The following is a 19,458-nucleotide window of genomic DNA, read 5'->3' as shown; positions in this document are numbered from 1 at the left end:
GGGGTGGTCCTTGAACCGGGTGGGGATCTGGCGTTCTGTGTGGGCACAGTGCAGTGGATCACTCCAGGGGGATCGTATGGCGTCGTTGCAGGGCAAGAGTGTGGTCATCACCGGCGGTGCGCGCGGGCTGGGGGCGGAGGCCGCGCGTCAGGCGGTGGAGGCGGGGGCGCGGGTGCTCATCACCGACGTGCTGGAGGAGGAGGGTCAGGAGACCGCGCTTGCGTTGGGCGAGAACGTCTCCTACGCCCATCACGACGTGACCAGCGAGGCCGACTGGCAGAGCGTGGTCGAGCGGGCCCGGGCCCGGTTCGGCGGGGTGGACGGGCTGGTCAACAACGCGGGGGTCTCCACGGGCAGTCTGTTGACGGAGGAGTCGGTGGAGCATTTCCGCCAGGTGGTGGACATCAACCTGACGGGGGTGTTCATCGGTATGCGCACGGTGGCGCCGGTGATGCGTGAGGGCGGTGCGGGTGCGATCGTCAACGTCTCCTCGGCCGCGGGGATGATGGGGTTGGCGCTGACGGCCGGGTACGGGGCCTCCAAGTGGGGTGTGCGCGGGTTGAGCAAGATCGGTGCGGTGGAGTTGGGTACCGATCGCATCCGGGTGAACTCGGTGCACCCGGGGATGACCTACACGCCCATGACGGCGGAGGTGGGCATCCAGGCGGGGGAGGGCAACTACCCGAACACGCCGATGGGGCGGGTGGGGGAGGCCCGCGAGATCGCGGCGGCGATGGTGTTCCTGCTCTCGGAGGAGGCGTCCTACATCACCGGTGCGGAGTTGGCGGTCGACGGCGGGTGGAGCAGCGGGCCCACGATCAAGTACGTGCTGGGCCAGTGAGTTTCGCCCTTTTCACGCAGGGTTCCACGTGAAACACCCTGTGTGTCTTCCTGGTGGCCCTGGCGTGCGGCGTCGGGGCCACAGCTGTGCGGGGGTCAGCAGCGTTCGGCCAGCCAGGCCAGGAACAACACCAGCACGAACAGGTAGAAGACGGTCGAAGCCCACTCGGGGCCGCGTGCACCCATGGCACCTCCCAGGGGTCGCTGCGGACACGGATCCTCTCGGGTTACCACCGCACGCGCACCGGGCGCGGGCGTTGGCCACATCAGGCCACACGCACACCAGGGGCCCCGCGTTCCGGTAAGGGGACGCGGACGGGGGCGGGGGAAACGGATCGCAGGCCCGGGAACGGGGTGCGTAGACTCCGCCCCGGCGTGCACCGCAGCGGTATCGGTACACGTCAGGGCGGACCGAACAGGGGGCGGCGTGGGCGCACCGATCGAGGACCTCTACCACCGGCTGGGGTACGGGAGCGTGCGGGTGCTGGGCCAGGGCATGGAAGGCCAGGTCCACGACCTGGGCCAGGGTCGGGTGGGCAAGGCCTGGGCCTGGCGCACCGAGGGTGAACTGCGCGCCCTGGCCGCCTTCTACGAGGAGCTGGCCGCACAGGACCTGCCCTGGGACAGCCCCCGCATCCTGGCCGTGCACCGCGACGGCGACCGGGTGGTGAGCATCGAACGCCGGCTGCACGGCACCGCCCTGAGCACGGCCTCGGGGTCCGGGCAGGTCGGGCTCGAACAGGCCCGGGCGTGTGTGCAGCAGGTGGTGGCCGACCTGGACGCCACCCGCGCCGGGCCGGCCACCCGGGCGCTGGCGGTGCTGGACCAGGGCGCGGGCCTGCGCCGGGCGGGCCGTACCTGGGGCCGCGACCTGGCCGCGTTGGTGGCCGAGCGTGTGCACCGGTTCGCCCCCGCACTGCGAGCGGCCCTGCCCGACCTGGACGCGGTGGCCGCGCAGGTGGTGGCGGCGCTGGAGCACTTGGAGGCGGGGCCGGAGCGGATCGTGCACGGGGACCTGTGCCCGGAGAACATCCTGGTCGACGAGCACGGCCGGGTCAGCGCCGTGCTGGACTGGGGGTTCTTCACCACCGCCGGGGACGGGGCCTTCGACGCGGCCACCGCCGCGGGTTTCTTCGACATGTACGGTCCCCGGGCGCGCGAGCACGAAGAGGCCATGTTGGAGGCCTTCGCCGCGCGCGGGTGGGACCGGGAGCTGATGGCGCTGTACCGGGCCGCCTACGGGCTGGCCGGCGCCAACGCCTACTCGGACGAGGGCGACGACGGCCATTTCGCCTGGTGTGTGGCGGCCCTGGACCGGCCGCAGGTGCGCCGGGCCCTGCAACGCCGCGCCTGAACGGGGCCCGGGCGCTCACAGGGGGTGCGTTGCACCAGCGCGTGGGGGCATCCGCGTCGCGTCGGGCGCCCCGATCCCGTGGCGGGTCCGGTGCCGGTGTCCGGGCGCTGGCGGGTCGCAGCGGGTGCGTAGGGCGCGGGCCCGGGCCGCCGCGGTGGACGGCGCCGGACCCGCGACCCCCGAGGGGGCGCTGCCTCAGCTGCTTCAGCGGGGCATCAGCGCGAAGACACCCCAGCCGAGGTGTTCACGCTGGTAACGCGCGTAGAGCGCGGGCCCGGTGTCGAGCTCGGCGCGCACCTGGGCGGCCAGCTCGTCGCCGGGGTTGGCATCGAGCCACCGGCGCAGGTTGAGCCACTGCGCCGCCTGGTACCGGTCCCAGCTGTCCTGGTCGGCCAGCACCATCTCCACGACGTCGTGACCCAGGTCGCCGAAGTGCTCGACGAGCCCGGGCAGGGTCCGGAAGTCGTCCGGGCTCTGGGCGAAACAGGCACGGGCGGTCTCAGCGTCGGGGACCTGGCCGCGCCAGAACGGTTCGCCGATCAGCATCAGGCCGCCCGGGCGCAGGCTGCGGCCCAGCAGCTGCGCGGTTCCGGCCACCCCGTCGCCGATCCAGGTGGCGCCCAGGCAGGCGGCGACATCGACCGGTTCGTCGGCGACGTGGCCGGCGGCGTCGCCGTGCACGAAGGTGAGCCGGTCGGCCACGCCCAGTTCGGCGGCGCGGGCGCGGGCCTGGTCGGTGAAGACCGTGCTGATGTCCACGCCGGTTCCGGTGATGGCGTGGTCGCGGGCCCAGGTGCTCAGCATCTCGCCCGATCCCGAGGCCAGGTCGAGCACACGCGTTCCGGGCTGCAGGTGCAGGGCCCGGCCCAGGGTGGCGTACTTGGCGTGGGTGAAGGGGTTGTGGATGCGGTGGCTACTCTCGCGGATGGTGAAGATGCGTGGAAGGTCCACGTTGGTTGTTCCTCTGCTTGGGTGCGTTCGTGTCGTGGTCGGCAGGCGACCGGTCGTGGCCGGCCGGTGTCGTCGGGGCGGGCATCAACGCACCTCACAGGGGACGTCTGGTTCAGGGACCGGGCCAGTGAACACCGGGGTCGGGGCGGGTGTCCAGCGGTTTTTCGCCGCGGCCTTGCGGTCGTGCCGCGCGAGCGACCCCGGGCCCGGGCCCCGGGGTTTTCAGTGTCCGGTCGGTGAGAGCCGGCGCGTGAGGAACTGCTCCGCGGTCAACAGCCCCGGGTGCTCACGGCGCACGGCCGCGATGTCGGCCCGGTAACCGTGCTGGTCGAACCAGCGCAGCATCGGGTCCTCGATGGGCAGCACGGGCTCGAAACGCGTCGGGGTGCCGGTGATGCGTTCGAAGAGCTGGGCGATGGCCGCGAAGGTGATCTCGTCCCCGGCCAGTGCGATGGTGCGGCCCGCGTACTCGTGCGGGTCTTCGAAGGCGTTGGCGGCGAAGAAGGCGATGTCCTGGCCGGCGACCATCTGGATCGGCCGCTGGGCCCGGATGGGCAGCTGCATGAGCCGCTCGCCCTCGGCGTCGGCGAAACCGAGCAGGTTGTCCAGGAAGAACACCGGCCGCAGAACGGTCGCGGACAGGCCCAGGGCCCGGATGTGCTGCTCGACCTCGTACTTGCTCTCGAAGTGGTCGATGCCGGTGCCGCGCTCGGCGCCCTCCACCGAGCTGTACACCAGGTGCGCCACCCCGGCCTGCACGGCCGTGTCCGCGACGTTCTTGCCCTGGCGGACCTCGGCGGCGATCTCCCGCGGGGTGTCCCCGGTCGCCTGGACGCTGAAGACGCCGTCCACGCCCTCCATGGCCCGGCGCAGTGATCCGGTCTCCTCCAAATCGCCGCGCACGAGTACTGCTCCGCGTTCCTGCAGCGCTTGCGCCTGTGCCTTGTCGGGGTCGCGTACGAGCGCGTGCACCGTGTGCCCGCGCCGGAGCAGCTCGCGGGCGGTGACCCCGCCCTGGGTCCCGGTCGCTCCGGTCACGAGAATGGTCCTGCTGCCGGCCATGTCCAACCCCTCGTCCGTGGTTCACCGTGCGCCGGGCGTGCCGCGGTGCCCTGGTGCGGCCCCGCGGTCCGGCCCTTCGTGGGTCCCGGCGCTGGGATGTTCATGCTCGGGCCTCAAGCGCGCTTCAGGTCAAGGAGAAGGAGCGCGGTGCGCGGTTCTCACACGGGGCGTTGCAGCAGCAGGTGCATCTGGGCCCAGCCGCGGCGCCGGTCCTGGGAACCGTCGACGACCAGGCGTGCGGCCTCGGACAGGCCCGCGTCGCCGGCCGCGCCGAGCAGGTGCTCGGGGCTGTGGCGGTGGGCCGGGGCGACGTCGTGATCGAAGGGTTCGGTGCCGGTTCCGGGCTCCTGGGCCTGGAAGGAGACCAGTACGGGCCCGCCGGGGGCCAGAACCCGGGCCCATTCGGTGAAGGTCCCGGCCACCTGGTCGGGCGGGGTGTGGATGAGTGCGTAGTGGGCCAGGATGCCGCCCAGGGCGCCCGGGGCCAGGGGCAGGCAACGCATGCTCGCGCGCACGAACACCGGCCCGGGGTGGGTGCGGCGGGCGTGGGCGAGCAGGCGCGCGGACACATCCAGGCCCAGGACCCGCAGCCCGCGGGTGTGCAGGTCGGCGGACACGTGCCCGGGGCCGCAGCCCAGGTCGGCAAGCGGGCGTGCGGGGTCGGCCATGTCGGCGAAGGCCGGGATCAGGGCGCGGTGCAGGGGGTGGGTGGTGTGGTGGTGCGCGGCGAAGTCGCTGTAGCGCTGGGCCAGACGGTCGTAGGCGGCGCCGGTGGCGGCCTCGTAGGAGGGCTGGGTCATGGCCGCCCATCGTAAGCCGGGTTCGGGCGGGTGAAGCGGTCGGGCCCCTTCCTTCTACTCAGATCCGTGATTAGTCTGTTCGATGACTGTTGTGTCCGGTTCCCGCGCCGGCGCACGCGCACACGGGTGAGCAGAAAAGGGGCACGATGGCGCTCAGGCACGCGGTCCTGGCCGCCCTGCTGGAGGGCGAACTCAGCGGATACCAACTGGCCAAGGCCTTCGACGCGGGGGTGGCCAACTTCTGGCACGCGCGCCCCCAACAGCTCTACGCCGAACTCAAACGCCTGGAGAGCCAGGGGCTGGTCACCGGGCGCGAGATCGTCCAGCACAACCGCCCCAACAAGAGGCTCTTCACCGTCAGCCCGGCAGGGGTGGAGGAGCTGCGTTCCTTCACCCGGTCGGCCTCGGGCCCCTCGGCGGTGCGCGACGACCTGCTGGTCAAGGTCCAGGCCTGCGACCACGTGGAGACCGGTGCGCTGCTGGAGGAACTGGGCGAGCGCGCCGAACTGGCCCGCACCAAGGTGGAGCTGTTCGAGTCCCTGCTCGCGGCGATGCGGGGCGAGCGCAGCGAAGAGGAACACCTGGCCCGGGCCGAACGGGTCGGCCCGTACCTGACCTGCCTGCGCGGGCGCGCCTTCGAACAGGGCAACCAGCAATGGTGTGAGCGGGTGATGGGCGTGCTGCGTGCCCGGCAGGAGGGGCGCGGTGATGGCTGAACACAGACCCCTGCGTTATGTGGCCCTGGGCGACAGCCAGACCGAAGGGGTGGGAGACGGGCACGAGTCGACCGGATGGCGCGGGTTCGCCGACCGGTTCGCGGTGCTGCTGGCCCGGCACCACCCGTCGCTGTCCTATGCCAACCTCGCGGTGCGGGGCCGGCGCGCACACCAGGTCCACCACGAACAGCTGGCCCCGGCCCTGGGGTTGGAACCGGACGTGGCCACCGTCGTGGCCGGGGTCAACGATGTGCTGCGGCCCCGCTTCGAGGCTGCGCAGGTGGCCGGACACGTGGAGTCGGTGTGGGCGGCGCTGCGCGGGCAGGGCGCCCAGGTGCTGTCGATGACCTTCCCCGACCCGGCGCCGCTGGTACCGGCTGCCCGGCCGGTCTCGGGCCGGGTGCGGGAACTGAATGCGCTCCTGCGCCGGGCGGCCCGGCGCCAGGGCGTGCTGCTGGCCGAGATGGAGGGCCACGCCGTGGTGGGTGATGCGCGCCTGTGGAGCCAGGACCGTCTGCACGCCGGCCCCGAAGGGCACGCGCGCATGGCCGCGGCCCTGGCCCAGGTGTGGGGGTTGCCCGGTAGCGACGACTCCTGGACCCGCCCGTTGCCCGGCCCGGCCCCGGTGGGCAGGGCCGGGTGGCAGGCCCTGGCGGGCGAGGTGGGCTGGGCCGCGCGGTTCGTGGGCCCGTGGGTGCTGCGTCGGGTGCGCGGGCGTTCGTCGGGGGACGGGCGCAGCGCCAAACGCCCGTTGCTGATGCCGGTCAGGTGAGGGCCGGGCCGGTCAGCGCTCGGGGTCGGGCACCAGCCCGTCGGCGACCAGTCCGGCCAGGACCGCCTCGCCCAGGGCGTGCACGGCCGAGCGGGGGCGCACCATGACGGTCATCTCCGTGATCAGGCCGTGTTCGTCCAGGTGCAGCAGGTCGATGCCGTGGATCTTCTTGTCGCCGACGCGGGCCTGGAAGAGCAGTACGTGCGAGTCGGTGGTGAGGTCGTCGCTGGTGCGGGCCTGTCCGGTGTGCTCGCCGATGTAGTGGAAGTCCTCGAAGGTGCGCAGCAGGACCTTGAACAGGCCCAGGACCATGTCCTTGCCCTCGAAGGGGGTGAAGGTGACCGGGCTCAGCAGGCGGATGCCGGGGGCCAGGAGCGGTTCGATGGCCTCCAGGTCGCGGGCGTCGACGGCGGCGCGGAAGCGTCGGGGGGTGTCCACGGGCTCTCCCTTGTCATATTGATGAATACTCATATTCATGACTATCACGGCGGGAGGGCGGGCGACAGGGGCCGGCCTCCACCCATGGCCGCCGAAGGGGCCGCTGAACGGAGCCCCCCGAGCCCGCCAGGAGCGGGAGGCCCAGGCCCCGGCCATCGGCCCGGGCGCGAGGGCCCAGCTCCCAGGGGTCGGTGGGAACCACGCGTGTCCGGAACCGCAGACACCGGCACCCGGACCCGGCATCCTGGGACCCGAACACCCGATGGGGCGTCCGGCCCCGGGCCCAGACGGGAAGGAGGGCTCCGGTGCGCATTCTGGTCGTGGGAGCGAGCGGGTTCCTGGGCGGTGAGGTCGCCCGCCGGGCCCACCTGGCGGGGCACCGGGTGGTGGGCACCTACCTGCGCGGGCCGGGCAGTTCCGCAGCGGCCTGGTGGGTGCGCCTGGACGTGCGCGAGCGTGCCCGGGTCCGGGACCTGGTGGCCGCAGAACAACCGCAGGTGGTGGTCAACGCCGCCTACCGGCAGAGCGAGTGGACCGCCACGGCCGACGGGGCGGCCCACGTGGCGGCTGCCGCGGCCGAGCACGGCGCGCACCTGGTGCACGTCTCCAGCGACGCGGTCTTCTCCGGAGCGGCCGAGCACTACGACGAGAGTGCCGTGCCCGACCCGATCACCCCCTACGGTGCGGCCAAGGCCGCGGCGGAGACCGCGGTGCGGGCCCTGCACCCGCAGGCGGCCCTGGTGCGCACCTCGTTGATCCTGGGCCACGGGGCTTCGGTGCACGAGCGCCGTGTGCACGCCCTGGCCTCGGGCGAGCAGGACGGGGTGCTCTTCACCGACGACGTGCGCTGCCCGGTGCACGTGGACGATCTGGCCCGGGCCCTGCTGGAGTTGGCGCAGCAGGAACGGGGCGGGATGTTCCACGCCGTCGGCCAGGACACGATCAGCCGACACGAGCTGGGTGTGCTCATCGCCCGCCGCGACGGGCTGGATCCGGACGCGTTGCCGGCCGGGTTGCGGGCCCGGACCGGGCCGCCCGGGGCGTTGCGGGTGCATCTGGACAGTGCCGCCACACGGAAGATCCTGCGCACCGAGCTGCGCGGGGCGCGCCGGTTCCTGGTCTGAGGGAAAGGAACGGGGCGGATCCGCTCGGCACCGTTGCTGCCCTGCCCGTGGTCGGTCACCACCGGAGTGGAGCTCCTCCACCGGAGTGACCCGTGTGCACCGGGGCAGGCTCCGGCGTCCGCGACCGTCACCAGACGTCGAGGCACGGCGCGACCGGGGTGCGGGGCCGGTTCAGGAGGGCAGGTCGGGGGCCAGGTCCTGGATGGCGCGGGTGGGCCGGCCCGACACGGAGGTGGCCACCAGCCGGTCCACCCCGGGCAGCGCCGAGAGCCTCAACGCCAGGCGCCGCAGCCGCAACCGGCCCGGTGTGGTGGGCAGGAACCAGCCGGTTCCGGTGCGGGCCGCGCGTTGGCGTTCGGCGACCACCGGGCGCCAGCGGTCCTCGTAGTGCTGCAGTGCCTGGGCCACGGTGTCGGCGCGGGCCAGCTCCTCGCCCAGGACGTAGGCCCCGCCCACGGCCAGGGACGCGCCTTGGCCGGCCAGCAGTGACACGGCCTGGCAGGCGTCGCCCACCAGGACGGTGCGGCCGCGGCTCCAGGAGCCCATTCTGACCTGGGCGACCAGGTCGTAGTAGATGTGCTCGGGCGGCGGGCACAGTTGCAGGGCGCGCGGGACGACCCAGCCCAGGCCGGCGTAGGTGCGTTGCAGCTGGTCGCGGGGGTCGGCGGGCAGGTCGGTGTGGTCGGTGCGGTGCACGGTGAAGGCGGCCACGCGGTCCTCGCCCAGGGCGTACAGGCCCATCTGGGCGCCCAGGGTGTCGGTCAGGCAGAAGCGGTCGCGGGTCAGGGCGTGGATGCGGGCGTCGGTGAAGGTGTAGGCGCCGGTGTGGAAACCCAGGGGGTGCAGGTAGCGGTCCTGGGGGCCGAAGAGCAGGCGGCGCACGGTGGAGTGGATGCCGTCGGCGCCCACGAGCAGGTCGGCGTGCAGGGTGTGGCCGTCGGGCAGGTGCACGCGTACCCCGTCGGGTTCCTCTGTGATGGCACGGGGTCCGCACCCGTAGCGCACCTGCACGTTCTGGGGCAGGGATTCGCGCAGGGCCCGTTCCAGGTCGGGGCGCATGAGTGAGACCACCGAGCCGCCCAGGGAGCGGGCGAAGCGGTCGAAGCGCAGGGAGGCGCGGGTGGTGCCGTCGGCGCCGACCAGGTCGGCGCGGGCGAAGGCGCGGCCCAGTTCGCGGATGCGGGGCAGGAGGCCCATGGCCTGGGCGGCCTCGTGGCCGGGGCCGAAGAAGTCGATCATGTAGCCCTGCGGGCGCGGGCCGGGGGCCTGTTCGAGGACGTGGACCCGCCACCGGTGGTGGGCCAGGCGTTGGGCGGTGGCCAGGCCGGCGATGCCGGCGCCCACGACGACGGCGGTGCCGGGTGCGGGTGTCATGGTTGCTCCTCTTGGGGTGGTGGGTTCAAGAGCCGGCGCAGGACGGGTGCGACCTGGTCGGCGTTCAGGTGCGGGTCCAGGGAGCGGTGGAGCATGAGGCCGTCGGCGGTGGCGGCGAGCACGTGGGCGGTGTTCTCGGGGTCGGCGATGTGGCCGTCGTCGAGCCAGGCGGTCAGGTGGGTGCGCAGGCGCTGCAGGAGGTCGGTGATGCCCCGGCGCAGGTCGGCGTCGCGGGTGGCGGCCAGGTAGGCCTCGGTGAACAGGACGGTGGCGGGGTCGTCGGGCGGGTAGGAGTGGAGTTTGCCCAGGAGGTGGTCCAGGCCCTGGCGGGGGTCGGTGCGGGGCAGGTCGGTCAGGGTCTGGTCGATGACCTGGGCCATGCCGGTCAGGGCGGCTTCGTTGAGCAGGGCGCGCAGCGAGGGGAAGTGGTAGTGGACCAGGCCGGGGCCCACGCCGGCGCGGTGGGCGAGGGTGCGGGTGCTCACGGCGGTCCAGCCGCGTTCGGCGATCAGGGCGCGTGCGGCTTCCAGGAGGTCGTGGCGGACCTGGTGGCTCTTGGGTGTGCTCATGCGGGGCTGCTCCGGTTTCTTGGGCACCTGTCTTGGTCGAGTGCCCAATTCTCAGGGTGGCACGGGGCCGTGCCCCTGTCCAGGGATCGGTACAGCTGTGGCTGTACCCGGCTCGTTCTCGGGGGTGGAGGAGGGGGCGCTCATTACGTTGGCGCGGCCGGGGTGTCGCTCGGGGGCGGGCAGAAGCCTCTGAGGCTCTGACCCTCGGGAAGGTTCAGTTATCGGAGGCCAGGATTTGGGGTCTCGCACCGGGATTCTGTTTGCTGTGAGCATTTAACGTTTCTGGGTAACGTTAAGAACCAACGAAACGGAACGGAGGGGTCCCCGAGCAGCCCTGAAGCCCAGGCCGGGCCCCGCGGCGCCGCTCCTGGCCCGGCCGGCGGACCGAACCAGGGGCTCACACCCCCGGGCCGGTCAGCCCTTCGGCCACGGCACGGAACCGATCCGGGCGGGTCAGAACGTCGGTGCTGTCCACCCACTGGTCGATGGCGCCCACCACCGGCAGGGCGCGCACCCGCGGATCGGTGATCGATTCCCTCAACGCCGCACACAGGCGCTCGGCGCCCAGCACCCGGAAGGGGCGCGTGTGGAACAGGCGCGTGGACGCATCGACCGGCGCGCTCAGACCGAGCCGGTTGTGCCTGCGGGCCAGCGCCTCGTAGACCCGGCACAGATGGTCCTCCCGGGTGTGCCCGTCGGTGGCGCACAGCGCCGAGCGCAAGTGCGGGGCCAGATCCTGCCCCTGGCGGGTGCGGGCGAAGGTGCTGCCGAGCCACTTGTCGTAGGGCGGGTAGCGGCCGTCCATGAGCAGGGACAACCGCATGAGGTCGCGGGCCAGGTGTGCGGTGACCACCGCCGAACCGAGCTCGTCGCCGACCTCGGCGCAGCGCCCCACGAACGCCTCCCGCTGGGAGACGCGCAGCCACTGGCAGGCCAGCACGTGCATCCACACCTGGCGGGGATACCGGGCCAACGCGGAGCGGACCGGGGCGAGCAGGCCGAGCCCGTCGTGGAAGAGGGCGCCCCCGGTGGCCTCGGCCAGGCGTTGGGTGGGGATGGCCATCCAGTCGGCCACCGTGATGCCCCGGGCGGGATCGAAGCCCAGGTGGTCGGTGAACCAGGTGGCGGGGTCGGTGATGTGCACGCGGTGCTCGACCGGCCCGTCGGTGGGCCCGGCCACGCCGATCCCCGGGGCCTCGCCGGTGGGCTCGAAGTGGGTGGGATGTCCGCGGAAGGTCGAGGGCAGGCGGTTGGCCAGGTGTTCGCGCAGGTATGCGCCGTGGCAGGCGCTGTCCCGCGCGGAGAGGAAGAGCTGCAGGCGCGGGCCCCAGTCGTGGTCGCGTGAGCGGTCGGTGTCCAGCCCCAGCACCTCGGACCCGGTTCCCATCAGGGCGGCCGAATGCGCGGTGTCGGGCAGGGCCCGGTCCAGCAGGGGCAGGACGGCCTGGTGGTAGAAGTCCCGGGACAGCTGCAGGCCGGGCACGAAGGCGGGTTCGTTCATACCGGCACGATCCCCAGAATGGGAAGGCGAGGTCGAGCGGTTTTCTGCCCGGCCCGATTCGGTCACCCCCTCGCGCCGGGCCCTGGGCCGCCCGCGGTCACCAAGGGTGTGTGCATGCCGAGCCCTACCTGCGGTGTTCGCCCGCGTAGAACAACGCCCGGGCCGGGACGGGGGCGGCCGCCGGTGTGTGGCTGGGGCCCGGGGGTCGGGCCGAGCCCCCTCCAGGCCGCCGCGGGCGCTCCTACCGTGAGCCGATGAAGAGCAGGACACTGCTCGCTCTGGCGGTGGCCGTGGCGGCCCTGTCCGGGTGCCGCGCGCCGACACGCCCTCCCCCCGAAGAACCGGCCGGTGTGGAGAACACACGTGCCCCGGGCCAGATCGAGGAGGGGTGGGACTGCGAACGCCGACAGGACGCCGGACCCCACTGACCCCCTACAGGTGAGGGTCCGCTCCTCTGCGGGCCCCTCGGTTGTGGTCGCAGGCCCGAGACATCCTCGTGGACGTTGATGGCCGCTTCGCCGTGGTCGGGAACGAAGCGGTCGGCAGTGAACGGGTCGCCGTCCGCACCGGGGGCGTAGACGGCCACGCCCTCCGGTGGGCGGCGATGGTCGAGCGGTGTTACGCGCGGGGCCTCGGACGGCGCCGTCGTCTGCCTGGGTGAGCTCGGGGCCGACCGACGCTCCGGCGCGACCTGCACCGCGGCCCGCGCAGCCACCCCGAGGGAACTCCTCTTGCGGGCCGGCGGGGATCGGCCCGCTCCGCCCCTCACCCCTGGCCGGTGCGGCCCGGCTGCTCACCCGCCGGAAGGCCCCGCGTGCACAAGGATGCCGTCGAGGAGGAAGGACGTGCGGCGGTCGTAGTCTCCCCGCGGCGGGCGGTCGCCGTGTTTGAGGGCCAGTGCGTTGTCGACGACCAGCGCGTGCAGGTCATCGGCTGTGCAGTCGGGGCGCAGCGCTCCTCCGGCGTGGCCGGCCTCGACGAGTTCGCCGTAGATCTGGCCCGCGGCCCGGCAGATGTCCATGAGCTGCTGTGAATGGGGGTACTCCTGCAGCAGCACGTCGTTGGCGGTGGGCTGGCGGTACTGCAGGTCGCGGATCGCGGTGATGTAGTACGCCAGGCGCGCTCCGGGATCCTGGAGCGCGCGTGTGTGGTCGATGACGGCGTAGAGCTCGTTGGCGACGACCTCCTCGATGACGGCCTCGATGAGCCCGACCCGGCCGCCGAACCGGTTGAAGATCGTGGCCTTGCTGACCCCCGCCGCCGTGGCGACCTCTTCCAGCGGCACGGTCAGGCCCCGGCCCTGGAAGGCGCCGATCGCGGCGCGGCGGATCTGCTCGGTGTTGCGGCGGGCGTCGGCGCGCAACCCGGGTTTGGCAGGTCGTGTGCCGCTCATGTTCCCCACCGCCTCTGGCCGCCACCGTAATTTGACTCGCCTGGTCAGTTTATCTACTGTCGGCGACACCACGAAACTGACCATGCTGGTCAACTTATGGAACCGCTCGCGACCAGGCAGGACACTGGTGCGGGCACACAGCGAAAGGCCACGAACATGATCGTCGTCACCGGCGCCACCGGCACCCTCAACGGGGCCACCGTGCAACACCTCCTGGAGCGCCTGCCGGCCGAGGAGGTCGGCATCAGCGCACGCGAGCCCGCCAAGGCCCGGCACTTCGCCGACCGGGGCGTGCGCGTACGCCAGGGCTCCTACGAGGACCCGCAGGCCCTGCGCGAGTCCTTCGCCGGCGCCGACCAGGTGCTCCTGGTCTCGGGCAACGACCCGGCGGCCGACATGGTGGGCCTGCACCGCAACGCGATCGAGGCGGCCCTCGCGGCCGGTGTCGGACGCATTCTCTACACCAGCCAGCAGGGCGTTGCGGCCGACGGCCCCTACCCTCCGGCGGCCATCCACGCCGCTACCGAGCAGATCCTGGCCGATTCGGGGGTTGCGTGGACCTCTCTGCGCTACGGGTTCTTCTCCCACAGCTTCGTCCCCCTGCTCGGGCCCTGGCGTGAGACCGGGGTGATCGCCGCCCCGGCCGACGGGCCCGTGCCCTGGACCGCACCGGCCGACCTGTCCGAGGCCACGGCGGCCCTGCTCAGCGGTGAGCGTTCCTTCGACGGGCCCATCACCCTGATCGCCGGCGAGGCGCTCACGCTCGACGACTTCGCCGCTCTGGCCTCCGAACACAGCGGCCGCACCGTCGAACGCGTGGTCCTCGGCGACGAGGAGTGGGTCGCCGACCAGGTGGCCGGCGGTGTCGCCGAACCGGCGGCCCGCTTCATGCTCACCATGTTCCGCGCCACCCGCCAGGGACACTTCGCCGAGCACGACCCGCTGCTGGCCGAACTCCTGGGCCGCTCACCCCGGCGTGTGGCCGAGCGCCTGGCCGAGTTCTGAGCGCTCGGGCTGTGCTGGGTTCGGGGTCCGCTCCGTGTGTCCGGGGGGCGGACCCTGCTGCTGCCTGAGGGATGGGGCGTGCGTTGCCGCGGCATGGGCGCGCCTGTCGCACGCGGGTGGTTGGATCGGGCAGGTGAGCACAGCGGCGCGCACCGGCAGGGGCGCGGGGGAAGGGGACGGCGATGCAGCACCAGACGGCGGCACAGGCGAACGGGGCGGTGCATGTGGCCGACAGCCACGAGCAGATCCGGGTGCTGGGGGCGCGGGAGAACAACCTGCAGGGGTTGGACGTGGTGCTGCCCAAGCGGCGGATGACGGTTTTCACCGGTGTGTCCGGTTCCGGTAAGAGTTCGCTGGTCTTCGACACCGTCGCCGCGGAGTCGCAGCGGTTGGTGAACGAGACCTACAGCGCCTTCCTGCAGACGTTCATGCCCACCTCGGCGCGCCCGCAGGTGGACGTGTTGGAGGGGCTGACCACCGCGATCATCGTGGACCAGAAACCGATGGGCGCCGACCCGCGCTCGACGGTGGGCACGGCCACCGACGTCAACGCGATGCTGCGGATCCTGTTCAGCCGGCTGGGTGAGCCGCACATCGGTTCGCCCAACGCGTTCTCCTTCAACGTGGCCTCGGTGCGTGCGAGCGGGTCCTTCACGGTCGAGCGCGCCTCGGCCGCACCGCGCGAGCACGTGACCTTCACCCGGGCCGGGGGCATGTGCGCCTTCTGCGAGGGGCGCGGGCAGGTCGCGGACGTGGACGCCGCGCAGCTGTACGAGGCCGACAAGTCCTTGAACGAGGGCGCGATCACGGTGCCCGGGTACAAGGCGGGCGGCTGGTCGGTGCGCATGTTCGCCGAGTCGGGGCTGGTGGACGCGGACAAGCCGGTGCGGGAGTTCTCCGAGGAGGAGTTGCACGACTTTTTGTACCGCGAGCCGGTCAAGCGGCGCATCAACGGGGTCAACATGACCTACGAGGGTCTGGTGGTGCGGGTGCGCAAGTCGTTCCTGGCCAAGGAGCGCGAGGCGATGCAGCCGCACATCCGGGCGTTCGTGGACCGTGCGGTGACCTTCACCGAGTGCCCCGAGTGCGGCGGTACGCGGTTGAGCGAGGCGGCCCGGTCCTCCCGGATCGGCGGGCTCAACATCGCCGAGGTGTGTGCGATGCAGGTCAGTGATCTGGCCGAGTGGGTGCGGGCGTTGGGTGAGCGTGAGCCGTCGGTGGGCCCTCTGGTGGGGGCGCTGGTGCACACGTTGGACTCGTTCGTGCAGATCGGGTTGGGGTATCTGTCGTTGGACCGTGCGGCGGGCACGTTGTCGGGCGGTGAGGCCCAGCGGGCGAAGATGATCCGGCACCTGGGTTCGTCGCTGACCGATGTCACCTATGTCTTCGACGAGCCCACGGCGGGGTTGCACCCGCACGACGTGGCGCGGATGAACGAGCTGTTGCTGCGGTTGCGGGACAAGGGCAACACGGTGCTGGTGGTCGAGCACGAGCCGGAGACGATCGCGATCGCCGACCACGTGGTGGACCTGGGTCCGGGTGCGGGCAGTGACGGGGGCCTGGTCTGTTTCGAGGGCACGGTCGAGCAGTTGCGCAACAGTGCGACGGTGACGGGCCGGCACCTGGACGACCGGGCCCGGGTCAAGGAGCAGGTGCGCACGCCCACGGGGGTGCTGGAGGTGCGCGGGGCCTCGGCGCACAACCTGCGGTCGGTGGACGTGGACATCCCGTTGGGGGTGTTGGTGGTGGTCACCGGTGTGGCGGGTTCGGGCAAGAGCTCGCTGGTGCACGCCTCGATCCCGGCGGGTGAGGGTGTGGTCTCCATCGATCAGAGCCCGATCCGGGGGTCGCGGCGCTCCAGCCCGGCCACGTACACGGGGTTGTTGGAGCCGATCCGCAAGGCCTTCGCCAAGGCCAACGGGGTCAAGGCGTCGCTGTTCAGCGCGAACTCCGAGGGGGCTTGCCCCAACTGCAAGGGTGCGGGGGTGGTCCAGACCGACCTGGGGATGATGGCGGGGGTGACCACCACGTGCGAGGAGTGCGGGGGACGCCGGTTCGAGGCCTCGGTGCTCGAGCACCGTCTGGGCGGGTTCGACATCAGCCAGGTGTTGGAGATGTCGGTGGACCGTGCCCTGGGGTTCTTCTCTGAGGGGCAGGCCCGGGTGCCGGCGGCGGCGCGGATCCTGGGGCGCCTGCACGAGGTCGGTCTGGGTTATGTGGGTCTGGGCCAGCCGATGAGCACGCTCTCGGGCGGTGAGTTGCAGCGGGTGAAGCTGGCCGCGCACATGGCCGAACCCGGCGGGGTGTATGTGTTGGACGAGCCGACCAACGGTCTGCACCCGGCCGATGTGGAGCAGTTGACGGCGATGCTGGACCGGTTGGTGGACTCGGGCACTTCGGTGGTGGTCGTGGAGCACCATCTTGCGGTGATGGCGCGGGCCGACCACCTGATCGACCTGGGTCCGGGCGCGGGCCACGAGGGAGGGCGTGTGGTCTTCGAGGGCAGCCCCGCGGAGTTGGCGGCCGGGGCGTCCACGCTCACGGGTGAGTACCTGGCCGAGTTCGTGCGGGTCTGAGCCTGCGGCGGCCAAAAGCGCAGGGGCGGGCCGGGTGGGCCCGCCCCTTGCGTGGGTGCTCAGTGCAGGGTGCGCACGGCGTCCTTGGTGTAGGGGACCAGGTCGCCGCCGCGGCCGGTCAGGACCTTCTGGGCCCAGGCGGGGTCGGCCAGCAGGGCGCGGCCCACGGCCACCATGTCGAACTCCTCGGCCTCCAGGCGGTCCAGGAGTTCGTCGATGCCGGTGACCTCGGCGCTGCGGCCCAGCCGGTCGGGGGCGAAGACGCCGTCCAGGCCCACCGATCCGACGGTGATGGCGGGCAGGCCGGTGACCTTCTTGGCCCAGCCGGCGATGTTGAGGGCCGGGTCGGATTCGGGGAAGGCCGGTTCCCAGTAGCGGCGGCCGGAGGCGTGGAAGGCGGTGACGCCGGCGCGGGCCAAGGGGGCCAGGACGGTGTCCAGGTCCTGCGGGGTGGGTGCGATCTGCGCGTCGTAGTTGTCGGCCTTCCACTGGGAGAAGCGCAGCAGGACGGGGAAGTCGGCCGAGACCTTCTCGCGCACGGCCTCGACGATGTCGGCGGCGAAGCGGGTGCGGGAGACGGGGTCGCCGCCGTAGGTGTCGGTGCGCTGGTTGGTGCGCTCCCACAGGAACTGGTCGATGAGGTAGCCGTGGGCGCCGTGCAGTTCCACCCCGTCGAAGCCCAGGTGTTCGGCCTGGGCGGCGGCCTCGGCGAAGGAGGCGATGAGGTCGTCGATGTCGGTGAGGGTGAGCGCGTCCCCGGCGCCGGCGGTGCCGTCCAGGGCGATGCCGGAGGGGCCCACGGAGGGGGCGTCGGGGAAGGGCGGGGACCCGGCGGCGCGCTGGATGCCGATGTGCCAGAGCTGGGGCATGATCGTGCCGCCGGCGGCGTGGACCTCCTGTACGACGCGGCCCCAGCCCTGGAGCTGCTCGGTTCCGGCGAAGCGGGGGACGCGGTCGCTCTCACCGGCGGTGGGGTGGCCGACGTAGGTGCCCTCGGTGATGATCAGGCCGGTTCCGGCGGCGGCGCGGCGGGCGTAGTAGGCGGCCACGTCGGGGCCGGGGATGCCGCCGGGGGAGTGCATGCGGGTCATGGGTGCCATGGCCAGGCGGTTGGGGATCTTGGCCGATCCCAGGGTGAGGGGCCGGTCGAGGAGCAGGGCGGCGCGGGTGGGCAACGGTTCTCCTGGCGTCACGTGGGGACGGGGGGCGTGCACCGCGAACGTACCGGGTGGCAGGGGTGTGCGGTGCGGGGCGGGGTTGTGATGCGTGCCGCTGCGCACGGGTGCGGCCCCGGTGCGGTGGCCGGGGCCGCGGGTCGTGGTTCGGTGCTCCTCACAGGTGCAGGCCGCCGGCGAAGGGTCCCTTCTTCCATTCCTGCACGGCCGGGGTGAGGTGGTCGGCCAGGACGGGCAGTTGCGGGACCAGGGCCAGGGTGGCGATGACGCGCAGTTTGCCCACGGCGTTGACGAAGGCCAGGACGTCGGGGTCGGACTCGTGCATGCCCTGGTCGCGGGCGCTGCGGTCGTAGGCCTGGACGAGTTCGTCGGGCAGCCCGCCCAGGTCCCATTCGACGGGGCCGAGGCTGACCAGTTCGAAGTCGGCGTAGAGGGGGCCGCCGGTGCTGGTGAAGATGTTGGCGGGCGGGGAGTCTCCGTGCACGGGCTGCAGCGGGGTGTCGGGGAAGGCCTGTTCGAAGCGTGCGCGGGAGGTGACCAGGGGTTGAAGGAGCTGCCATTCCTGCTGGGCGCGTTCGAGGTCCTGGGCGTCGATGAGTTCGGGGTGCTGGTGCAGGCGGGCCAGGTCGCTGGTCAGGGAGGCCGGGTCGGCGGCTGCGAGGAAGCCCAGGTCGCCGGGGTAGTCGCGCAGGGCCCGGTGCAGTGCGGGTGTGTGCGCGGCGTTGGCGGCGTAGTCGGGTTCGGCGCCCGGGGCCTCGTCGACGTACTGCCAGAAGGTGATGGAGAAGGCGTCGCGGCGCACGGGTTCGCGGGGTACCAGCGGCGAGGGAGCGATGACGGGTGTGCCCTGCTCGTGCAGCCACTGGGCGACGTCGAGTTCGTGCTGTTGGCGGGCGGCGACCTGGTGCGGGTCGGTGCCTGGTGGCAGGACGGTGGGGATGCGGGCGACCACGGGTTCGGGTGCCAGGTGCACGACGACGGAGAACAGGTCGTGCAGGATCGCGGGTTCGGTTGGGTTCAGGCCCACCTCGCGGGCGGCGGCCAGGGCGGCTTCGTGTGCTGCGTCGGTGCGCTGTGCGCGTTGTTGCTGGGTCATGTGAGCGCTCATGTGGACATCGTGGCACGGGGCCGGGGGTGAACGCGACGAAACGTCCCGTCTCGCTGGTGGATGTGCGGGGGCTCTCCCGTGTCCGGCGCAGCCGCACGGGGGCAGGCAGGGGGCTCACGAGGGGGCCGGGCGTTGCCCAGGCAGGGTCCCGTAGCTGTTGCGGTAGGTCTTGCCCGGCTTGGGGCGGGTGAACTTCAGGGCGGCCCACGTCCGGTCCACGCGCAGACAGGTGCTCTCGACCATGCCGAGGCTGTAGCCGATCCCGATCACCGACTTCATGGTCAGGTCGGTGCCCAGGCGCCCGCCCTTGGGCCAGGACACCCAGAGCATGCCGCCCTGGGCGAGGTGGTCGCGCAGGACGGGAAAGCGTGTGCGCATGTGCTCCTGCGTGGTGGTGAACAGGTGCAGGAACTCGAAGGTGCCGTCGAGCTCCTGACGCAGGTCCAGCTCGGGCAGGTCCAGGGCGTGGACCGCGTCGGCGGGGGCGTGGGCCAGGTGCGCCCGGCTGCCGGGGCGGATACCCATCTTCTGCGCAACGGTACGTGAGCTCATGTGCCGAGCCTAGACACGGGCAGTGACACTTCCCGGCCAGGAAAATCGCGGGCGCCCGGGCGTGCTGCACGGCTACGATCTGCGCGGACGCGGATGGGACCGCGTCGGCGCCCCACCGGGCAGGAACGGTCCCGGCCGTGGGGCCCAA

19 protein-coding genes are annotated in these 19,458 nt (G+C 72.3%); 8 read left to right on the top strand and 11 right to left on the bottom strand.

Translation table 11 applies throughout. The annotated features are described in order from the left end of the window. Positions 1-76: 76 nt before the first annotated feature. Both IDM40_RS12805 and IDM40_RS12800 read left to right on the top strand, forming a co-directional pair. Entirely contained in the window at positions 77-841 is a 765-nt protein-coding gene (locus tag IDM40_RS12805; protein ID WP_193122194.1) for a glucose 1-dehydrogenase, read from the top strand. A 426-nt stretch (positions 842-1,267) separates the two neighbouring features. Further along, a complete protein-coding gene (locus tag IDM40_RS12800; protein ID WP_328807010.1) occupies positions 1,268-2,194 on the top strand; it encodes a phosphotransferase in 927 nt (308 codons plus the stop codon). A 204-nt stretch (positions 2,195-2,398) separates the two neighbouring features. On the opposite strand, the gene IDM40_RS12795 is transcribed toward IDM40_RS12800, so the two are convergent. The 3 genes from IDM40_RS12795 to IDM40_RS12785 all read right to left on the bottom strand — a co-directional run bounded on the left by IDM40_RS12795 (position 2,399) and on the right by IDM40_RS12785 (position 5,007). Further along, positions 2,399-3,145: an SAM-dependent methyltransferase gene (locus IDM40_RS12795; protein WP_193122193.1), complete on the bottom strand. Its 747-nt coding sequence runs from the start codon at positions 3,143-3,145 to the stop codon at positions 2,399-2,401. Positions 3,146-3,367: 222 nt separating this feature from the next. Continuing rightward, positions 3,368-4,207 carry an NmrA/HSCARG family protein gene (locus IDM40_RS12790; protein WP_193122192.1) on the bottom strand — a complete coding sequence of 280 codons (840 nt, stop codon included), beginning with the start codon at positions 4,205-4,207 and terminating at the stop codon, positions 3,368-3,370. A gap of 158 nt (positions 4,208-4,365) precedes the next feature. Next, entirely contained in the window at positions 4,366-5,007 is a 642-nt protein-coding gene (locus tag IDM40_RS12785; RefSeq protein WP_193122191.1) for a class I SAM-dependent methyltransferase, read from the bottom strand. A gap of 146 nt (positions 5,008-5,153) precedes the next feature. Here IDM40_RS12785 and IDM40_RS12780 point away from each other — a divergent pair, with 146 nt between their 5' ends. Then, positions 5,154-5,723, top strand: coding sequence for a PadR family transcriptional regulator (locus IDM40_RS12780; RefSeq protein ID WP_193122190.1), 570 nt, complete (start codon positions 5,154-5,156; stop codon positions 5,721-5,723). Next, positions 5,716-6,495: an SGNH/GDSL hydrolase family protein gene (locus IDM40_RS12775; protein ID WP_193122189.1), complete on the top strand. Its 780-nt coding sequence runs from the start codon at positions 5,716-5,718 to the stop codon at positions 6,493-6,495. The genes IDM40_RS12780 and IDM40_RS12775 overlap by 8 nt, the downstream gene beginning before the upstream one ends. Before the next feature lie 12 nt (positions 6,496-6,507). On the opposite strand, the gene IDM40_RS12770 is transcribed toward IDM40_RS12775, so the two are convergent. Further along, complete coding sequence (locus tag IDM40_RS12770) at positions 6,508-6,933, bottom strand: nuclear transport factor 2 family protein (protein ID WP_328807009.1); 426 nt, start codon at positions 6,931-6,933, stop codon at positions 6,508-6,510. 305 nt (positions 6,934-7,238) lie between these two features. Here IDM40_RS12770 and IDM40_RS12765 point away from each other — a divergent pair, with 305 nt between their 5' ends. Then, entirely contained in the window at positions 7,239-8,057 is an 819-nt protein-coding gene (locus IDM40_RS12765; protein ID WP_193122187.1) for an SDR family oxidoreductase, read from the top strand. A gap of 171 nt (positions 8,058-8,228) precedes the next feature. On the opposite strand, the gene IDM40_RS12760 is transcribed toward IDM40_RS12765, so the two are convergent. From IDM40_RS12760 to IDM40_RS12750, 3 genes are all read right to left on the bottom strand, one after another. Continuing rightward, entirely contained in the window at positions 8,229-9,431 is a 1,203-nt protein-coding gene (locus tag IDM40_RS12760) for an FAD-dependent monooxygenase (RefSeq protein ID WP_193122186.1), read from the bottom strand. Beyond that, positions 9,428-10,000, bottom strand: coding sequence for a TetR/AcrR family transcriptional regulator (locus IDM40_RS12755; RefSeq protein WP_193122185.1), 573 nt, complete (start codon positions 9,998-10,000; stop codon positions 9,428-9,430). The genes IDM40_RS12760 and IDM40_RS12755 overlap by 4 nt, the downstream gene beginning before the upstream one ends. A 397-nt stretch (positions 10,001-10,397) precedes the next feature. Then, complete coding sequence (locus tag IDM40_RS12750; protein ID WP_193122184.1) at positions 10,398-11,501, bottom strand: DUF4037 domain-containing protein; 1,104 nt, start codon at positions 11,499-11,501, stop codon at positions 10,398-10,400. A 254-nt stretch (positions 11,502-11,755) separates the two neighbouring features. Here IDM40_RS12750 and IDM40_RS12745 point away from each other — a divergent pair, with 254 nt between their 5' ends. Continuing rightward, a complete protein-coding gene (locus IDM40_RS12745; RefSeq protein ID WP_193122183.1) occupies positions 11,756-11,929 on the top strand; it encodes a hypothetical protein in 174 nt (57 codons plus the stop codon). Positions 11,930-12,294: 365 nt separating this feature from the next. Here the strand turns inward: IDM40_RS12745 and IDM40_RS12740 are convergent, their stop codons facing one another. After that, positions 12,295-12,894 (bottom strand): TetR/AcrR family transcriptional regulator, encoded by a 600-nt coding sequence (locus tag IDM40_RS12740; protein ID WP_193122182.1) that lies wholly within the window; start codon positions 12,892-12,894, stop codon positions 12,295-12,297. Between the two features lie 156 nt (positions 12,895-13,050). Between IDM40_RS12740 and IDM40_RS12735 the strand changes: the two genes are divergently transcribed. Continuing rightward, complete coding sequence (locus tag IDM40_RS12735; protein WP_193122181.1) at positions 13,051-13,899, top strand: NmrA family NAD(P)-binding protein; 849 nt, start codon at positions 13,051-13,053, stop codon at positions 13,897-13,899. A gap of 182 nt (positions 13,900-14,081) precedes the next feature. After that, positions 14,082-16,475: an ATP-binding cassette domain-containing protein gene (locus IDM40_RS12730; RefSeq protein ID WP_193122180.1), complete on the top strand. Its 2,394-nt coding sequence runs from the start codon at positions 14,082-14,084 to the stop codon at positions 16,473-16,475. A gap of 59 nt (positions 16,476-16,534) precedes the next feature. Here IDM40_RS12730 and IDM40_RS12725 read toward each other — a convergent pair whose 3' ends face one another. From IDM40_RS12725 to IDM40_RS12715, 3 genes are all read right to left on the bottom strand, one after another. Continuing rightward, positions 16,535-17,650 carry an NADH:flavin oxidoreductase gene (locus IDM40_RS12725; protein ID WP_193122179.1) on the bottom strand — a complete coding sequence of 372 codons (1,116 nt, stop codon included), beginning with the start codon at positions 17,648-17,650 and terminating at the stop codon, positions 16,535-16,537. Positions 17,651-17,807: 157 nt separating this feature from the next. Continuing rightward, entirely contained in the window at positions 17,808-18,758 is a 951-nt protein-coding gene (locus tag IDM40_RS12720; protein WP_193122178.1) for an aminoglycoside phosphotransferase family protein, read from the bottom strand. 114 nt (positions 18,759-18,872) lie between these two features. After that, positions 18,873-19,310, bottom strand: a complete 438-nt coding sequence (locus IDM40_RS12715; RefSeq protein ID WP_235997543.1) for a DUF3052 domain-containing protein — start codon at positions 19,308-19,310, stop codon at positions 18,873-18,875. Between the last annotated feature and the right edge of the window lie 148 nt (positions 19,311-19,458).

The sequence above is a fragment of the Nocardiopsis coralli genome, assembly GCF_014892575.1.
Lineage (GTDB): Bacteria > Actinomycetota > Actinomycetes > Streptosporangiales > Streptosporangiaceae > Nocardiopsis > Nocardiopsis coralli.
The sequence above is the reverse complement of the archived record's forward strand: the minus strand, read 5'-3'. Positions and strand labels throughout refer to the sequence as shown.